General features: G+C 65.5%; 13 protein-coding genes and 4 tRNA genes. 4 read left to right on the plus strand and 13 right to left on the minus strand.

Annotated elements, in window-relative coordinates; translation table 11 throughout:
• Positions 1-132 precede the first annotated feature (132 nt).
• The gene (locus G3T36_RS10655; RefSeq protein ID WP_163289762.1) at positions 133-774 is read left to right on the plus strand and encodes a hypothetical protein; all 642 of its coding nucleotides are present in this window, start codon (positions 133-135) and stop codon (positions 772-774) included.
• Positions 775-997: 223 nt separating this feature from the next.
• Here G3T36_RS10655 and G3T36_RS10660 read toward each other — a convergent pair whose 3' ends face one another.
• The 8 genes from G3T36_RS10660 to G3T36_RS10695 form a co-directional block, all read right to left on the minus strand.
• Positions 998-1516: a hypothetical protein gene (locus tag G3T36_RS10660; protein WP_163289763.1), complete on the minus strand. Its 519-nt coding sequence runs from the start codon at positions 1514-1516 to the stop codon at positions 998-1000.
• Positions 1517-1688: 172 nt separating this feature from the next.
• On the minus strand, positions 1689-2075 hold the full coding sequence (locus G3T36_RS10665; RefSeq protein ID WP_163289764.1) for a DUF2510 domain-containing protein: 387 nt from the start codon (positions 2073-2075) through the stop codon (positions 1689-1691).
• 178 nt (positions 2076-2253) lie between these two features.
• Positions 2254-2475, minus strand: coding sequence for a hypothetical protein (locus G3T36_RS10670; protein WP_163289765.1), 222 nt, complete (start codon positions 2473-2475; stop codon positions 2254-2256).
• A 143-nt stretch (positions 2476-2618) separates the two neighbouring features.
• Positions 2619-2693 (minus strand) — tRNA-Val (locus G3T36_RS10675).
• 26 nt (positions 2694-2719) lie between these two features.
• Positions 2720-2793, minus strand: a tRNA-Cys gene (locus G3T36_RS10680).
• A gap of 70 nt (positions 2794-2863) precedes the next feature.
• Positions 2864-2935 (minus strand) — tRNA-Gly (locus tag G3T36_RS10685).
• A 149-nt stretch (positions 2936-3084) separates the two neighbouring features.
• A complete protein-coding gene (locus tag G3T36_RS10690) occupies positions 3085-4497 on the minus strand; it encodes an FAD-binding oxidoreductase (protein WP_163289766.1) in 1413 nt (470 codons plus the stop codon).
• A 58-nt stretch (positions 4498-4555) separates the two neighbouring features.
• Complete coding sequence (locus G3T36_RS10695) at positions 4556-5656, minus strand: hypothetical protein (protein ID WP_163289767.1); 1101 nt, start codon at positions 5654-5656, stop codon at positions 4556-4558.
• Positions 5657-5822: 166 nt separating this feature from the next.
• Here G3T36_RS10695 and G3T36_RS10700 point away from each other — a divergent pair, with 166 nt between their 5' ends.
• Positions 5823-8714 carry an ATP-binding protein gene (locus G3T36_RS10700; RefSeq protein ID WP_163289768.1) on the plus strand — a complete coding sequence of 964 codons (2892 nt, stop codon included), beginning with the start codon at positions 5823-5825 and terminating at the stop codon, positions 8712-8714.
• Here the strand turns inward: G3T36_RS10700 and G3T36_RS10705 are convergent.
• The gene (locus G3T36_RS10705; protein WP_163289769.1) at positions 8711-8983 is read right to left on the minus strand and encodes a nickel-binding protein; all 273 of its coding nucleotides are present in this window, start codon (positions 8981-8983) and stop codon (positions 8711-8713) included. The two genes, G3T36_RS10700 and G3T36_RS10705, sit on opposite strands and share 4 nt — an antisense overlap.
• A gap of 190 nt (positions 8984-9173) precedes the next feature.
• Between G3T36_RS10705 and G3T36_RS10710 the strand changes: the two genes are divergently transcribed.
• Together G3T36_RS10710 and G3T36_RS10715 are read left to right on the plus strand one after the other, a co-directional pair.
• Positions 9174-9246, plus strand: a tRNA-Val gene (locus G3T36_RS10710).
• A 72-nt stretch (positions 9247-9318) separates the two neighbouring features.
• Positions 9319-11943 carry a DUF4062 domain-containing protein gene (locus tag G3T36_RS10715; protein WP_163289770.1) on the plus strand — a complete coding sequence of 875 codons (2625 nt, stop codon included), beginning with the start codon at positions 9319-9321 and terminating at the stop codon, positions 11941-11943.
• Between the two features lie 14 nt (positions 11944-11957).
• Here the strand turns inward: G3T36_RS10715 and G3T36_RS10720 are convergent, their stop codons facing one another.
• The 4 genes from G3T36_RS10720 to zapE all read right to left on the minus strand — a co-directional run bounded on the left by G3T36_RS10720 (position 11958) and on the right by zapE (position 16377).
• Entirely contained in the window at positions 11958-12476 is a 519-nt protein-coding gene (locus G3T36_RS10720; protein ID WP_338031549.1) for a type II toxin-antitoxin system PemK/MazF family toxin, read from the minus strand.
• Positions 12477-12513: 37 nt separating this feature from the next.
• Positions 12514-13677 carry an ammonium transporter gene (locus G3T36_RS10725; RefSeq protein ID WP_163289771.1) on the minus strand — a complete coding sequence of 388 codons (1164 nt, stop codon included), beginning with the start codon at positions 13675-13677 and terminating at the stop codon, positions 12514-12516.
• Positions 13678-13822: 145 nt separating this feature from the next.
• On the minus strand, positions 13823-15106 hold the full coding sequence (locus G3T36_RS10730; protein WP_163289772.1) for an ammonium transporter: 1284 nt from the start codon (positions 15104-15106) through the stop codon (positions 13823-13825).
• A 212-nt stretch (positions 15107-15318) separates the two neighbouring features.
• A complete protein-coding gene (gene zapE, locus G3T36_RS10735; protein ID WP_163289773.1) occupies positions 15319-16377 on the minus strand; it encodes a cell division protein ZapE in 1059 nt (352 codons plus the stop codon).
• Positions 16378-16433: the final 56 nt, after the last annotated feature.

Genomic DNA, 16433 nt, shown 5'->3' on the forward strand with positions numbered 1-16433 from the left:
GGCCCGTGCTACCGGGGGCCCCCTTCGAACCGAAACACACACACTGCTATGGACCCGCCAGTCTCTATCATTTTTTTCGGTCGGGTTGGCGTAGCGCTAACTGGGCATAAACACTAGATCGGACCTGACACCATGACACTCGTCAACCCTGGCGACAAGATCCAAAGCTACGTTCTCAACGACAATCTCATCGGTCCAGCCAACGCCTTCGGCCTGGTAATGATCGCACCGACCGGGCTCCAAACGGGCGGCGGCACGATCAGTTCGACTCCGCTCGGGAAGGTGACCGTCTCGGGGTTGTCGTCATTGGTCGGAGTAATCGGGGTGTTCTCGCCCGTATACGAGAATTACCTCGTCAAGCTCGATTTAACCACGGACACCAACGCGGGCATCAACATGCAGATGTCGTTCGGCAACGTCCAGTTGGCGTCCGGTTACGATTCCCAGGTCATGGCGGGGGTGGGTACGTCGACGCCGGTCGATAATCAGGTCCTCGCAAGCGGCTCCTGGCCGATCGCAGCGGCGTCGCAGACCATCCACAAGATCACTCTCGACTTGCACTGCTTCGATAGCACCCGCGGCAGTGTTGTCCCCGCACCGATTTACGGCTCCGCGACCGCCGCGGCCATGAACAACCCGCCGACCTCGGCAGCGGCGACCGCGGTCCGGCAGCTCAGCCAAAGCAGCGCGCTCGGTTTCGATGGTTTCTATCTCACCCCAGCTGCAGGCCACATCTCTGGCGTCATCCGCGTGTACGGCCTAAACAACGGCTGACCCCGTGGCCAAAGACACAGACGCCGAGATCGAGGGCGCCGGACCCGAACTCAATCTCGGACCGTTCCTGACTCCAGCCGCGATCGCTCGCGTGATCGAAGACGACTAACCCGGGGGCACCCCTTCGAAGCCACCACGGCGACCTGCTACGGACCCGCCAGTCATACAAATTCAGTGTGTACGGGTCTGGGACTTTTTGCGGCTGACGCTAGCTCGAGATGCATCATCTCGAACACGCTCTACGAACGTCGGCAAGGAGCGAATCGAGTACGTCCCAGATTTGGTCGGCGTCGTTAGCGCGGACGTCGCTCAAGGGGAGAGTCATATCCCCGTTCGCCTCTGTCGTCACAAGGATCGAATGCGGGACAGTCGCGATGATGTCTGAACTGTAGATCCCCGATTCGAGAATCTCGACTTTCGCGATTTCCGACCGGCTGTAGGTGTGTGCCTTGACAGTCGCCTGGGTATCTCCACGAAGCTCGGCCTTCGCGCTGATCACAGATGATTCGGTCAGTGCGATGACCTCGCCTGTCTGCGGGTCGTGCCTCGGGGTGCTGCATTTTGCCGACAAGTACTCGATCGGCTCATCGCCGGCGAGTAGGAGGATTCGCCCGAGAAGATCGAAGTACCCGAACCTGTACGATTCTGACCCCGGGAACCGACCGAAGTGCGCCCAGCCCTCGTCGGCGGCCTTCAGACGACGGTGGAGGGCGTCTCTCGCCTCCAGTGTGATAGCAACCATTCGCAGCAGATCCTCTCAAGCTATGGAGTAACGCGTGGGCGCCATGGTAGACCCCCCAGGCAACTTGACCGGGGGCGGGGGGGTCACGACCGAACTCGGCGACCTGCTATAGACCCGCCAGTCATGCCGATCTGTCCCTGACGTTTTTTCCACAAGGCGGGGTTAGGCTGCCCTAACCTGAGGCGGCGCCGACCAGGTACGGGATCAGGAAGAGAACGTAGGCGCAGCTGAGGATGATCCCGACGATGCTCGATGCGTGCGGTTCGCCTTTGCGGGTGGCTCCTATGATTCCGAGGGTGAGCCCGACGACGACCCCGAACGCGGACCCGACGACGAAGAGGACGCCGTTCATGCTTGTTGCGGTGTCGGCGACGAATGAGACGAACCAGAAGGCGATCGGCAGCACGATCGACAACGGGCCGTAGGTTGACTTGCGGCGCTTCACGAGCGGCGGCGGCGGGCTGGCGACGGTGGTTGTCCACTGGGTGCCGTCCCACCAACGCTGCTGCCCAGAGCCGTCGTCATACCAGCCGGGCTGGGTGTAGTGAGTGTCGCTCATGGCCGTGCCGGCTATCGGGTCACGAACGTGTCGTAGTCGACGTTCGAGGGGTCGTAATACTCGCAAATCGGATTGGAGCAGTGATCCGCTACCCGCTGCGTCGCGGTCGGATCGTCGTAGTCTCCAACGCTCACGGTTCTGTACACAGGCTTGCTCCCGCACTTCGCGCAAACTTCCATCAGTGATCCTCCGCCGGCTCGGCGAGAATTTCGTTGGCAAGTGCTCGAATTCGCGCCTCGTCGAATGTGCCGTCGTTGCCCTCGAGCTCGAGCGCGATGTTGTCGACGTTGCTCTGGCCATTCTGCCGAGCCACCTGGGCTAAGTTCTCGGCTACGAGCCGCTCACCTTCGCCATTCAGGAAATCGCCGATGTCATCAAGCCCGCTGAATTCCATACCCATGTGCTCGGCCCCTTCCGGCCTTCGCGCGCGCCGACGGCGAGTCGCATTAGCCATGACTCTAGCGATGCCCGAAAACGATGGTGCACGTATAGTGCACGACGGTCCCCGACAACGGAAAAACCCCCGGAAATCCGGGGGTTTTCTGGTGGGCGATACTGGGATCGAACCAGTGACCTCTTCCGTGTCAGGGAAGCGCGCTACCGCTGCGCCAATCGCCCAAGCCTGTTGCTGGTGTGCTTCAGGTTGGAGGTGGATACGGGATTCGAACCCGTGTATACGGCTTTGCAGGCCGCTGCCTCGCCTCTCGGCCAATCCACCGTGTCGGCCAAACCTTAATACATCGGGCTGTCCACCATGAGCAGTCGATCTTGCGATCAAGCTGTACTCGAGCGGATGACGAGATTCGAACTCGCGACCCTCACCTTGGCAAGGTGATGCGCTACCACTGCGCCACATCCGCATTGCCCGCATTTCTGCGTGCTTTGAAACTGTAGCCGATAGGTCATTCGATATTCAAACTGACACGGTTGTGTTTCGTTATCCGCGCGTGTCGAAGGCCCTCGAGGGTTGTACCTCGAGGGCCTAGCCCGTCGGCTGCCGATGACCGTTCTAGTCCGCGACGGCCGGAGGAATGTTCTGGTTGATGTGGAAGGTGTTGTCAGGGTCGTATTCGGCCTTGATTCTTGCCAGCCGCTGGAAGTTGCCGCGGTACGACGCTCTGACCCGGTCCGCGCCCTCGTCCATCAAGAAATTGACGTAGCCGCCGCCTGCCGAGGTCGGGTGCAGTTCTTCCCAGTAGTCGCGGGTCCACTTCGAGATGACATCCGCGTTGGCCGGGTCGGGATCGACGCCGACGATCACGCCGGCCCAGCCACCGTCGCGGTAGGCGAAAGCAGTGGCGTCCTCGGCGACCCGGCTCGCGGCGCCGTCGATGGGGTACAAGTGCATCGTGGAATGCGCCGTCGGCAGCATTGAGCCGTACTTCACGTGTACGTCGATGGCGGCATCCGTGATCTCGGTGAAGAAGTCGGCACGCCAATACCACTGCAAACCGGGCGGGTAGATCGCGTCGAATGCGCCCTGCAACGCGTTGTATGGCATGGACTGCAGCCCGACGAGCAGTGGCGATCCGTAGGTCCTGATCGGCTCGAGCACCTCATCGGCGCGTTCTGGCGATCCGGTGTAACACCAGACGATCGCGCAGGACGTGCGACCCCAGAGGTGCTCGGGGAAGGGCGGCCCGGCCGGGATCGTGAGCACGCCGAGCCAGCCGTTCAGCTCCTCCGGAAGGGACGGCAGTAACTGCCGGTACCACCGCATCACGGCCGCGGTGTCGGCGAAGTCGTACAGCACCGGGCCCCCGATGATCGTCCCGTGGTCACCGATGTCGTGGCAGCGGAACGTGAACGACGTGACCACGCCGAAGTTGCCGCCGCCGCCGCGCAGGGCCCAGAACAGGTCGCTGTCGGCAGTGTCGCTCGCCGTCACCACCGAACCGTCGGCGAGGACCACCTCAGCGGCGAGAAGGTTGTCGATGGTGAGGCCGAACCGGCGCGCAAGGTAGCCGATCCCTCCGCCAAGAGTCAGTCCACCGACTCCCGTCGTGGAGAGGATCCCCGAGGGGGTGGCCATGCCGGACGACACCGTCGCCTGGTCGACCTCCCCCCAGGTGCATCCGCCACCGACGCGGACCGTGTGAGTCTCGGGATCGATCTCGATGGTGCGCAGTAACGAAAGATCGATGACGAGGGCGTCGTCCCAGGTTCCGAGTCCCCCGGCATTGTGCGCGCCACCGCGTACTGCGATTTCGAGACCGTTCTCGCGACCGAAGCGGATGCACGCGATCACATCGGCAACGTCGCGACATCGAGCGATCGCCGCGGGCCGTTTGTCGATCATGGCGTTGTACACGGCACGGGCCGCATCGAAGCCGGGATCGCTGCGGGTCGTCAGGCTCCCGCTCAACTCAGCTGCAAGCTCTTCGTACGGCGCACCGACTGCGCCGCGTGATGTCATAGTCATCTCGGTCTCCTCGACACAAGCGTTCGATTGTTGGGCACAAGCCCGCTCTCGCAGCGGTTCATCTCCGCTGCCCCATGCCGACCGCTTCCAAAACCTGCGAACCGATGTCCGCAGCCGGCGGTTCCTTGAGCGTTCCGGAACCGCGGAGCCCCAGCCTGAACCGCGCTTTCAATTCTCCGCCCGAAGCCCCGAAAGTGTGTACCTCTGGCCGGCTTCGAACCAGGGAGTGGCCAGAGATCTCGATCAGTCTGCCGGTGTGGCCATTGCGGTACGCGTAGCTGAGCTCCGGTCCACCCAGCGTCGCGGTGAACTGGGCGCTCCCCAGAGCGACCGCTCCTGCCTCCCGCGGACTGCTCGGCAACAGGTCGGTGAACCAGGAGATGAAGCAATCCAGCCAAGCCCGCACGTGAGAGTCGACATGATCAGCGACATCGAGTGCCATGACGCCACCCAGGCTCACGCGTCCGCCACGGTCTGCGAGCATCCCGGCTAACTCGTTACGCAGGTACCCGCGAGCTGCGCCGATGACTTCGGGAAGGCGATCGTCAACTCCTTCGAGGGCATCGACCTCGAACGAGATCGTGCGTGGCCAGTCCTCGTCCGCCCGATCGATATCGATGGTCGCCAGCACCCGATCGCAGAAGGCTGCTGGCGTGCAGTCCTTGCGCCGGCAGACCCGGTTGCCTGTCGTCGCGACCTCACCCCGCGCATCGACCGTGGTGACATCGAGGAACACGGATGAGCGAGAGTGACCGATTGGCCCTTCTGACGTCGGATCGATGGCCAGCTCTTCGAGGAACAGATCGATGCTCCCGACTCGGTCGATCGGCATCGACTTCGACTGGCGCACGACCGAATCGGGATGTCCTGTGCAGTCCTCTTGCGAAGCAGCAGAGGCGTCACCGGCGATTCGAACACCGACAGTCGAAATGCCTTGTCTCTGCAGATCACTCAGCCAGGACTGCCTGTGAAAGTAGCCTGCAATCATCGTCCGGAGGTCGGCAGGCACAGCGCGAAAGAACTCCGCGAAGCCGGCCGACTCATCGATTCCTTCGGCAATCATGTGCCGTTCGCCTTCGAGAAGAAATGCTTCGAAGGACCGGCGCCCGGATTCGCACCCCTCAGCGGACGCCGGCCGTTGGGTCGTCGTGACGGTCATGATCTCCTCCTGGAAGGTGGGTGGCATGAGGGCCTGAACGCCCTGAGCCCAACGGTAGGAGCAGGCCGCACCGACCGCATGACCGGAATTGACCATCCTTCAGGCGCGTCCCCCTAGTCATTTCGAGTCATGGACCCGTCCGATCGCGTCGCGCTAGTGTGGGCAGATGCGGGGATGGTCTGTTACGACCCTTCCGCCACGATGGGTGACTCCCGGACAACCACCGTTCGTCGCCCGACGCGAAGAGGTCGCCGAACTGGAGACCGCGTGGTCCGACGTCAAGCTCGGGGCGGGGCGCGCTGTCTTCATCAGTGGCGCTCCCGGCATCGGCAAGTCCCGTCTGGTGAGCACGGCGTGCACGGCACTGCACGACGACGGCGCAGTCGTGCTGACGGGAGCATGCGTCCAGGACCTCGGCACACCGTTCGAGCCCTTCGACATCCCGATCAGGGATCTCCTGGCGCTCGTCGACGTCACGGACGGCGGCCGCGACCTCGCGCAGTCTGCGCACCTGCTCGAGCAGGCGTTCGCAAGCCCCGTGATGACAGAAGGCATGGAGATCGGTCAGGCCCGGCTCTTTCAAGCTGTGATCGAGTTGCTCCTCGCGGCCACTGAGGTCCGGCCGATCATCCTCGTCGCGGAAGACCTTCACTGGGCAGCGCCGTCTGCTCTGCGCCTGCTCGCGCGAATCGTCGCGGACACCGTCGACGCACGGCTCCTCGTCATCGGCACGTTCCGGTCGACTTTGCCGGATCATTCCGATCCGCTGGCAGACGTGCTCGCGAATCTCGGCAGACTCGAGGGGGTGAGACGGCGTGAGCTGGCACCGTTCACTGTCGAAGAGATCGCCCAGTTCGTGACCGTCGCGGGCGACGTATCCCCCGACGTCGCGTCCGGATCCGCCGTCGTCCTCCGCGCACTGACCGGTGGCAACGCGTTCCTCGTGCGTGAGACGTGGCGGCACGTCATCGCCTCTGCCGAATCCAGCCGTCTTGACGACACGCTCATACTCGAACTGCCGAGCACGACGCCGGACCTCATGCGGTCGCGGATCTCCGTACTCACGACCGAACAGCGCGATGTCCTCGAACTGGCGGCGGTTATGGGTCAGGAGTTCCAGCTCTCCGAACTTATCGCAGTGAGTTGCTCGAGCGTCGAGGTCACGCTTTCGGCCATCGACAGCGCGGTAGGGTCGGGCCTTCTTGAGGCCCCCCAGCCTTCTCGGGAAGCGCTGCGGTTCCCGCACGCGATAGCGCGACAGGCACTGATCGAGCATGCTTCCCGTGCAGACCTGATGGCGATGAATGCGCTCGTCGCCCACACGCTGGAGAGCAGCTTCCCCGCCGCGCCGCGCCTCGTACAGAGACTCGCCCACCATTACACGGAGGCACGAGCGCTCGGTTACGGCGACCGTGCGGCCGCGTACCTCACCCGCACGGCAGAGGCGGCGGACGATCGGCTGGCGCACGAGGACGCCGCGCGATCGTTTGAGCACGCGGCCGACCTGGTACCAGACCCGCAAGCGCGTGACCTTCTTCGACTCCGGGCGGTACACAGCTGGATACTCGTCTCGGACTTCGCACAGGCCCGCGCGGGCGCCATGCGGGTGATCGACGACGGCGACCCCCGGTCGTGCATCCGTGCCGCGATCGAATTCGAGGAGGCCTGCTGGCGGCCGGGATTGCACGGGGACCAGGCGGTCGGGCTGCTGAGTTCGGCCTTGTCGAGGATTCCAGCAGAGCCGGACGACGCTCTCTACGTGCAGGGGCTGGCGGCCCTGGGCCGTGCAACCGCCTTCACCGGCGAACTCGACGAAGCGACACGTCTGGGAGACCAAGCGATCGCTTTCGCGCGAGGGCTCGGGGACCGGCAGGCACTCGCGGAAGCACTGCGACTGGGCGTCTCACACACATTGGGCCCTCGTGGCATCACAGCGCGGCTCGAGCGGAGCAGCGAACTGTCCCGCATCGCAGGCGGCCCGCACAATGAGGCGTTCGGCGGCGCGGCCTACGTGAGCAGCGCGACCTGTTATGTCGCCGGCGACCGAGCGGGGCTCGATCAGGCCGAACGCGACCTGACAGAGACGGCGCGACACTGGGGCTGGTATTGGACCTACTTCGCGCAATGCGTGCGATTCGGACGCTCCCTCGCCGCCGGGCAGCTCGATGAGACCGAATCGATTATCGGCGCTATCCAGCGCGCGGAGCGCGAGTTCCGGTCGGACACCACGGCGGGCGCCGGCGCCTTGCAGAGCTTCATGCTCCGTCGCGAAAGGGGCACCCTCGCTTCCGTACGCTCGTTCATCACGGGCGACGAGTCGCCCGTGTCGAGGTGGGCACCCGGCCTTCTCTCCATCTACACGGAACTCGACTTGGTCGAACCTGCGCGGAGAACGCTGTCGTGGATGCTCGAGCACGATCATCCGGCCGCGCACCAGTCCTCGGACTGGCCAGCGTGCCTCGCCTTCATGACCGAGGCGGCCGTATGGCTGCGTGATCCGGGACTGGCCGCAGTCATCCATCCCTGGCTGCTCGAATACCAGGGGCTGAACCTGATGGCGGGCTATTTCGTCGCCGTGTTCGGGAGCGCGGACTGCTATCTGGGCGAAATCGAATCGCTGTGTCAGTTCGGCGCGCCGCTCGACCGCTTCACGTCGGCGCTCGAGATGAACGAACGAATGGACGCGCCCCTTCACGTCGCCTACACGCTGGCCGCCACCGCCGCATGCCTCCGTAGCGAGGATCCGGGTTCGGAAAGGGCGACCGCGCTGGCCGATCGCGCTCGGTCGATAGCCGAGCCGGCCCGCATGAGCCGAGTGCTTCGCTTACTCGACAAGAGCGCGCCCGTTGCAAGCGCGCCACGGCGGGACGGGCTCACTCCGCGAGAAGTCGAAGTGCTGCGGCTCGTGGCCGAGGGGATGAGCAACAAAGCGATCGCAGCACAACTTGTGATCAGCGAGAACACGGCCGCCAATCATGTGCGAAGCATCCTGTCAAAGACGGGATCGACCAACCGCACGGCCGCGGCAAGATATGCCCGCGAGCACGCACTGATCTAGTGCAGAGGAATCAGCTGACCACTCGGCATGACCCTGCCCTCGACCTCGACGACCGAGTCGATGGGCATCCCAGCCCTGGCCGCTGCTGCGCGAATCGCCTCGATCGACGGGGCCTCGTAGAGGCAGTAGCTCTTGCGGTGATCGATCGAGAGAAATGAGTACAGCCACCGGACGTCCTCTTCATCGTTGATGAGATTGATTTCGGGCGCAGCCTCAAGCGGAATCTCGATCTGATCCGCGTAGTTTCGTTCGATCACGAAGAACGGCATGAGCCGGACCCCCCTTCTTTGCTTGCCGCAAGGGTACTCGCCTTAGGCCCGGGGTCTTCCTCGCGAGCGCAGCTAGCTCGGCGCTGGCATCGCGCGATTGCGATGCAATCGCCATAGCTCCAGCGCCAATGTGCGTTCGGCCTCCCCTGTCGGCTAGTATCGAAACTCGCAGCCGGCAACGGCAGCACAGGGGCGATTGGCGCAGTTGGTAGCGCGCTTCCTTCACACGGAAGAGGTCATCGGTTCGAGTCCGGTATCGCCCACCCACACGAAATCCTCGCTGACCGGTCGTTCAACACTGGACTATTGCGTCAAACGGCAACAGAATGCAACACATGAGGAGCGCTCATGTTATTCGCACGCCGGATCAGCGGCTGCGGATCTTCGTCAGTTCCACCCTTCAGGAACTCGCACCCGAACGACGGGCGGCCCGTGCCGCGATAGAACGCCTTCACCTCGCGCCGGTCATGTTCGAACTGGGTGCCAGGCCCCATCCTCCGCGCGAGCTCTATCGGGCCTACCTCGACCAGAGCGACGTCTTCATCGGCCTGTACTGGGAGCGCTACGGCTGGGTGGCGCCCGACGAGGAGGTGTCCGGGCTCGAAGACGAATACAACCTGTGCCCGGCCGAACTGCCCCGACTGCTCTACGTCAAGGGCCCCGCTGAGAACCGCGAACCCCGGCTGACCGAACTGCTGGACCGGATCAGGCATGACGATCTGGCGGCGTACAAGTACTTCGAGACCCCCAAAGAACTCGCAACCCTCGTCGAAGCCGATCTCGCCACCCTTCTCGCCGAGCGGTTCGAACAGAGCCAGGTCGCACCCTCCACGGACGTCCCCGCGAACGCCGAACGCGTCGTCGCGCCCGTCCGCCTGCCCGTGCCCCTCACCGACCTGATCGGTCGCGAGGGCGACATCGACGACGTCCATCGGATGCTCACCGCGGGCGCGCGGCTCATCACGCTGATCGGACCGGGAGGCATTGGGAAAAGCCGGCTCGCTCTCGCGGCCGGGCGCGCATCCGCCCCCGATTTCGAAGACGGAGCGGCCTTCGTCGATCTGCAGTCGGTGCATGACGCCGACCGTGTGCTCAATGCGATCGCGCAGGCACTCGGCGTCCGCGACACCGGCGAAGCACCGCTGATGGACAACCTCGTCACGGCTCTGAACGACCGGAACATGCTGCTGGTGATCGACAACTTCGAGCAGGTCCTCGACGCCGCCCGGTCGCTGACGGCCCTGCTGGCCGCGGTGCCGGGCATTGCGATGCTCGTGACGAGCCGCGTCCTGCTTCGCGTGAGCGCCGAGCAGAGCTACGACGTCGGACCGCTCCCCGAAGAATCGTCGGTGAGCCTTTTCACGGAGCGCGCCCGTGCGGTGAAACCCGACTTCGAGATCACTGCAGACAATGCGGATGCGGTCTCCCGCGTCTGTGCGACGGTGGACGGCATGCCGCTGGCCATCGAACTCGCTGCGGCTCGCATCCGCGTCCTCTCCCCCGCCGAACTCCTCGACCGGCTCGACCGCCAGCTCAGCGTGCTGGTGTCGGGGTCGCGGGACCTCCCCGAACGCCAGCAGACCCTGCGCCGCACGATCGAGTGGAGCGCCCAACTCCTCGAGCCGGGCCAGGACCGCCTGCTCGCGCGTCTCGGCGTCTTCGAGGGCGGCTTCTCGCTCGAGGCCGCGGAGTTCGTGGGCGCCGACGGAACCCAGGCCGACGGAGACCAGGCCGACGGGGATCGGGTCGACAGCGATCGGGATGCGGGAGGCGACGTGCTCAGCGACCTCACCTCCCTTGTCGACAGCAGCCTGGTCAGCCAGAGCGTCAGCGCTGACCGCCCGCGGTTCACCATGCAGGCCATCGTGCGGGAATACGCGCGGGAGCGCCTTGCCGAGAGCGGCGACCTCGCGCTCGTCCAGGATGCGCACGCGCGGTTCTTCCTGCAGCTCTGCGATCGCGTGGAGGCGCAGCTCAAGGGAGAAGGGCAGCGTGAGTGGATCCTTCGCCTGGGTGAGGAACGGGAGAACCTGCGCGGCGCTGAGCGTTTCCTCCTCGGCAGCCGCGACTGGGATCGCGCAGCCCATCTCGCGTTCAGCCTCTACCTGTATTGGTGGGTGACCGGCCTGTTGGGCGAGGTGCGCACCTGGATGGATCTCGCACTCGCTTCGGGGGATGCGCTCTCGGACCACACCCGGGCGATCGCGCTGTACTTCAGCCGCACCATCATGTTCTGGCGCGACCCTGATGGAAGTGTCGCCGCCGACCTGTCGACCAGTGCTGAGCTCTTCCACCGCTCGGGCGACCGCGAAGGCGAGGCCCTCACCCGGATCTCGCTCGCGTTGGCGCTGATGGCCGGCGAGAAGCCGGACACCGAGCGGGCCCGCGACGTGATGGAGATCAGTCTTCGGCTCTTCCGTGAGAGCGGGAGCCAGTGGGGCGAATCGATGGCGCTGGTGCTGCTCGGTCGCGTAGCGCTCCTGCAGCAGAAGCTCCCGGAGGCGCTCGACCGCTTCTCGAAGAGCCTGGCCCTGACGCAGGCCACCGGTGACGACATCGGAGAGCGGATCGCTTCGTACCACCTCGGGTGGGCACAGCTGAAGCTCGGGGCGGTGGATGAGGCGCGGGACGACTTCGCATTGAGCGTCACCGTGTCGGCTGGGCTCGGCCATGTCGAAGGGCTCGCGTACGGGCTCGAAGGGATGGTCGCCATTGCGGCCCTCGCCGGCGACATCGACCGGGCCGGGAGGCTCGCAGGCGCGTCCCGTGCACTACGCGAACGGAGTGGTCTCCACAACGGTCCCATGTTCACTTTCCACCAGGCGTACCTCGACCAGCTGGTGGCCGACGGTGCGGGCGCACAGCTCGACCGGGCGATCGCCGAGGGCCGCGAGCTCAGCGTCGAGCAGGCGGTCGCCGAAGCTCTCGCGGAGGCGGGGCAGTCGCAGCGTCGGCCCTGAGCCGGCGGGGTGCATCAGGTCGCCGACCAGCCGTACCGGGCGACGAGCGCAGCCTGCACCGCACCGTAGCGCCGTTCGTCGAGCGCCGCCGCCTCACGGCGCATCCCGCCCGGGTGAAGGCGGAACACGCGGTCGATGTTGACGAAGCTGGGGCGTCGCTGGGCGTCCCACGCACCGGTCCCGACGGGAACGTAGCCGAGACGGCCCGGATGCTCCTGGCTGGTCAGCTGCACGGCGAGGACGGTGCCCTCTCTCTCGGCGGCGACGACGAGCACCGGGCGGTCTTTGCCGCGCCCGTCGCGCTCTTCGAAGGGGACCCACGTCCAGACGATCTCGCCAGGGTCGGCATCGCCGTCGACGCGCGGCACATACGACATGGTCACCGGCCCGATCCGTCGAGGGTCGACTTCGACCGTCGCGCTGGGTCCGTGCTGCCCGGGCGACGCCTGGAGGTCGGCGGTAGGGCGCGGAGGCCGCTCGGCGGGCCGGAACAGTGCAGCGATGGCGGACAGGACACGTGAGATCGTCGACACCCACCGAACATTACCGCCTGGACCGGCCCCTCTCGGGCTAGCCCGCCGACGGTTCGACGGGAGCGTCCTCGCGCCACGACACGTGGGCGGTCGCCGTGAGCCCGATCGTGCGCTGGATGAGCGCGGCCGCACCCCACGAGACGAGGAACGACCACACCGCGACGATGAGCGCCGCCAGCACCTGGGCGCCGAGCTGATCGAAGTTGCCGCTGTAGACCATCCCGGTGCCGTTTGCGAACAGCCCGATGAACAGCAGTCCGACGAGACTGCCGACGAGATGGATGACCACGACGACCATCGGTGTCCCGAACTGCGCGCGCGCAGCCACGTCGACGATCACGGCGCACGCGATTCCCGACAGTGCGCCGAGGAGCAGTGCCCAGCCGGTCGTGACGATTCCGGATGCAGGGGTGATGGCGATCAGTCCGGCCACCGCTCCGCAGACGGCGCTCGTCACCGTCGGGCGGCGCATCATGATGCGGTCGACGGTCACCCACGCGATCGTCGCGGCAGCTGATGCGGTGAGAGTGTTGATCCAGATCAGCCCCGTGAAACCGTCGACGGCGCCCTCGCTGCCGATGGTGAGCCCGAACCACCCGAACCAGACGAGCGCTCCCCCGGCCGCCATCACCGGAACGTTGCGCCGTTCCCGGATCTCGTGCGCCGGTTGCCGCCCGCAGACCAGCAGCAACCCCGCGGCGCCCGCGGCCGCAGCGATGCTCACCGGAATCGCTCCCCCGAAGTCGACGACGCCCAGCGTCGCGGTCGCCCATCCTTCGGTCAGGTCGAACACGGCGAAACCCGCCGGAAAGTAGACGACCGCCACCCAGATCGCGGCGAATACGACCCAGCCGCGCAGGGTCACGCGGGGAGCGACCGCTGACGCGACGATCGTCACCGCGAGCACGCACACCGCACCTGCGTAGCAGGCGCGGGCGAGGGCGAACGCATCTCCGGGCACAGCACCCGGGACGCCGACGACGTGAGGGACGAGTGGCGGGCCGAAGAGCATCCCGTAGCCGCCGATGACGAAGAGCACTCCCGCCACGCCGGCACCGGCGAGCGTCGCGCGCATCGCAGACACCGCACCGGCGCTGCTGATCATCCCGCCGTAGAGCAGCGCGAACCCCGGAACGACGGCGAAGACGAGGGCGCCGGAAACCAGGAGCAGGAGGGCGTCCACCTGGGCAGCAGTGTCCATGGACCCTTCCTCGCGTGTGCGGACGGTCGCAGCGCAGCCACGCGGTGCGCCATCCAAAGAATACTTGCGTTAATTCTGGAAGCGGGGCAAACGAGAAGCGGGGCGCCGCCCGAAGGCGACACCCCGCTCACCACTACCGGGAGGATCAGGCGTTCTCGAGCGCGTAGCCCTCTTCACCGTGGACCACGGTGTCGACACCGGCCAGCTCGTCCTCGTTCTTGATGCGGAAGCCCATCGTCTTCTGGATGACCCAGCCGATGGCATACGCCAGGACGAAGGAGTAGATCATCACCGAGAAGGCGCCGATCGCCTGCACCCCGAGCTGCTGGAAGCTGCCGCCGTAGAACAGGCTCGAGTACTGGGCGGTCGCGTTACCCGCCGCGTCGTAGACGTGAGTGAACCCGAAGACACCGATGTAGAGCGTCCCAAGAAGACCGCCGATGAGGTGGATTCCGACCACGTCGAGCGAGTCGTCGAAGCCGAGCTTGAACTTCAGGTCGACCGCGATGGCGCAGACCGCACCGGCGAGAAGGCCGAGGAGGATCGCAAAGCCGGGGGTCAGGATGTTACAGGCCGGGGTGATCGCGACAAGGCCCGCGACTGCACCGGATGCTGCACCGATCGACGTCGGCTTGCCGTCCTTGATCTTCTCGACGATCAGCCAGCCGATCGTTGCCGCTGCAGGGGCCGCGAGCGTGTTGATCCACGCGATTCCTGCGACGCCGTCGACGGCAGCCTCCGAGCCGGAGTTGAACCCGAACCAGCCGAACCACAGCAGCGCGGCGCCGAGGAGGGTCAGCGGAACGTTGTGCGGCTTGGCCATGCCCTTCTGGAAGCCGACGCGCTTGCCGAGCACGAGGGCCAGGGCGAGGCCGGCCGCACCGGCGTTGATGTGGACCGCAGTACCACCCGCGAAGTCGTTCACGTGGAGGATGGTCGCGATCCAGCCGTCCTTCAGGTTGAAGACCCAGAAGGCGACGGGGAAGTAGACGACAGTCGCCCAGATGGCCGCGAATACCATCCATGCGCCGAATTTCGCGCGGTCGGCGATGGCGCCTGAGATCAGGGCGACGGTGATGATGGCGAATGTCGCCTGGAATCCGGCGAACGCCAGGCCGTTCAGGTCGGGGGTGACGCCGTCCTTGCCCATGAGACTCATGAGGCCCCAGTCGGGCGTACCGAGGACGTGAGGGATGGATGCCGGGCCGAAGGACAGCCCGTAGCCGTAGAGCACCCAGAGGACGCCGATGATGGCCATGGCGCCGAAGCTCATCATCATCATGCTGATGACGCTCTTGGCGCGAACCATGCCTCCGTAGAAGAAGGCGACCCCGGGGGTCATGATCAGAACGAGCGCGGCCGCGACGAGGAGCCAAAGGGAGTTGACTGCGGTCTGGGCGTCATAGGCCGCTGCTGAGTGAAGCAACATACGAATGGTCTACCTCTCTTGTGATTGCACACGATGTCCCGGTCGACGCAATCAGGTGTGGCGCTTTTCGGGGTGTCGTCAGTTTCGCCGTGAGAGGTTTCGGTGGATGCGCCCTCGTGTTTCGCGGGTGTTACGGCTGGCGGATGCGTGTAAACATCGTGTTTCGGCCGCCCTCGGATCCGCACCCAGAGAGCCGCGCAAACGCCGGGAGGTCAGTCTTCGTCGCCGTGGGGCGGCAGTTCGCCGGTCGTCAGCGCGATCATGCGCGACACCGAGCGGAGGTACTTCTTGCGGTAGCCGCCCCCGAGCATCTCGTCATCGAACACGGTGTTGAGCGGTACGCCGGTCTGGACGACCGGGATCTCGGCGTCGTAGACGCGGTCGATGAACGCGACGAGACGCAGTGCGGCCATCTGGTCGTGGAGCACCTGCACGTCGGTGAGGCCGATGACGTCGATGCCGGAGATCATTTTGATGTATTTCGACGGGTGGACCGTCGCGAGGTGCGCGACGAGGTCGTCGAACGCGTCGCTCGTCACGGCTTCGCCACGGGAGGCGAGTGCGACCACGGTCTTCTCAAAGGCTTCGGGGTCGACTGTGAGCGCGCGGCCCTCGGTGTCGCGCCGGCGGTAGTCGAGTCCGTCGATCCGCACCGTCTCGAAGTGGCCGGAGAGCGCCTGGATCTCACGGAGGAAGTCGCTGGCGGCGAACCGGCCCTCACCGAGGGCGTTCGGCGGGGTGTTCGACGTCGCGGCGATGCGCGTACCCGATGCGACGAGCTCGGAGAGCATGCGGGTCATCATCATGGTGTCGCCCGGGTCGTCGAGCTCGAACTCGTCGATGCAGATCAGGGTCGAGCCGCTGAGGAGCTTGACGGCTCCGGCGTAGCCGAGAGCCCCGACAAGGGCGGTGTACTCGATGAACGTGCCGAAGTACTTGCGGCCGGGCGCCTCGTGCCAGAGCGCTGCGAGCAAGTGGGTCTTGCCCACGCCGAACCCGCCGTCGAGGTAGACGCCGGGCTTCGTCTCGATGCGTTTGCGACTGCGGCTGAAGAAGCCGGCCGGGCGCTGCGGCTCCCAGGCTTTCGCGAACGTCTTCAGTTTCTCGACGGCCGCCGCCTGCGACGGATAGTCGTGGTCGGGCCGGTACGACTCGAACGTGGCGTGCTCGAACTGGGGCGGCGGCACGAGCTCGGCCGCGATCTCGGCGCCGGTGATCGACGGCGTGCGCTCGGTGAGGCGCACGACGGCACCGGTCTGTTCGAGAGTCATGGGGAAGGCACCTTTGTGTCGAAGTCTTACAGGACCCGTTCGCGCCGCGTAGCCTG

It is taken from the genome of Leifsonia tongyongensis (assembly GCF_010686705.1).
GTDB classification, from domain to species: domain Bacteria; phylum Actinomycetota; class Actinomycetes; order Actinomycetales; family Microbacteriaceae; genus Diaminobutyricibacter; species Diaminobutyricibacter tongyongensis.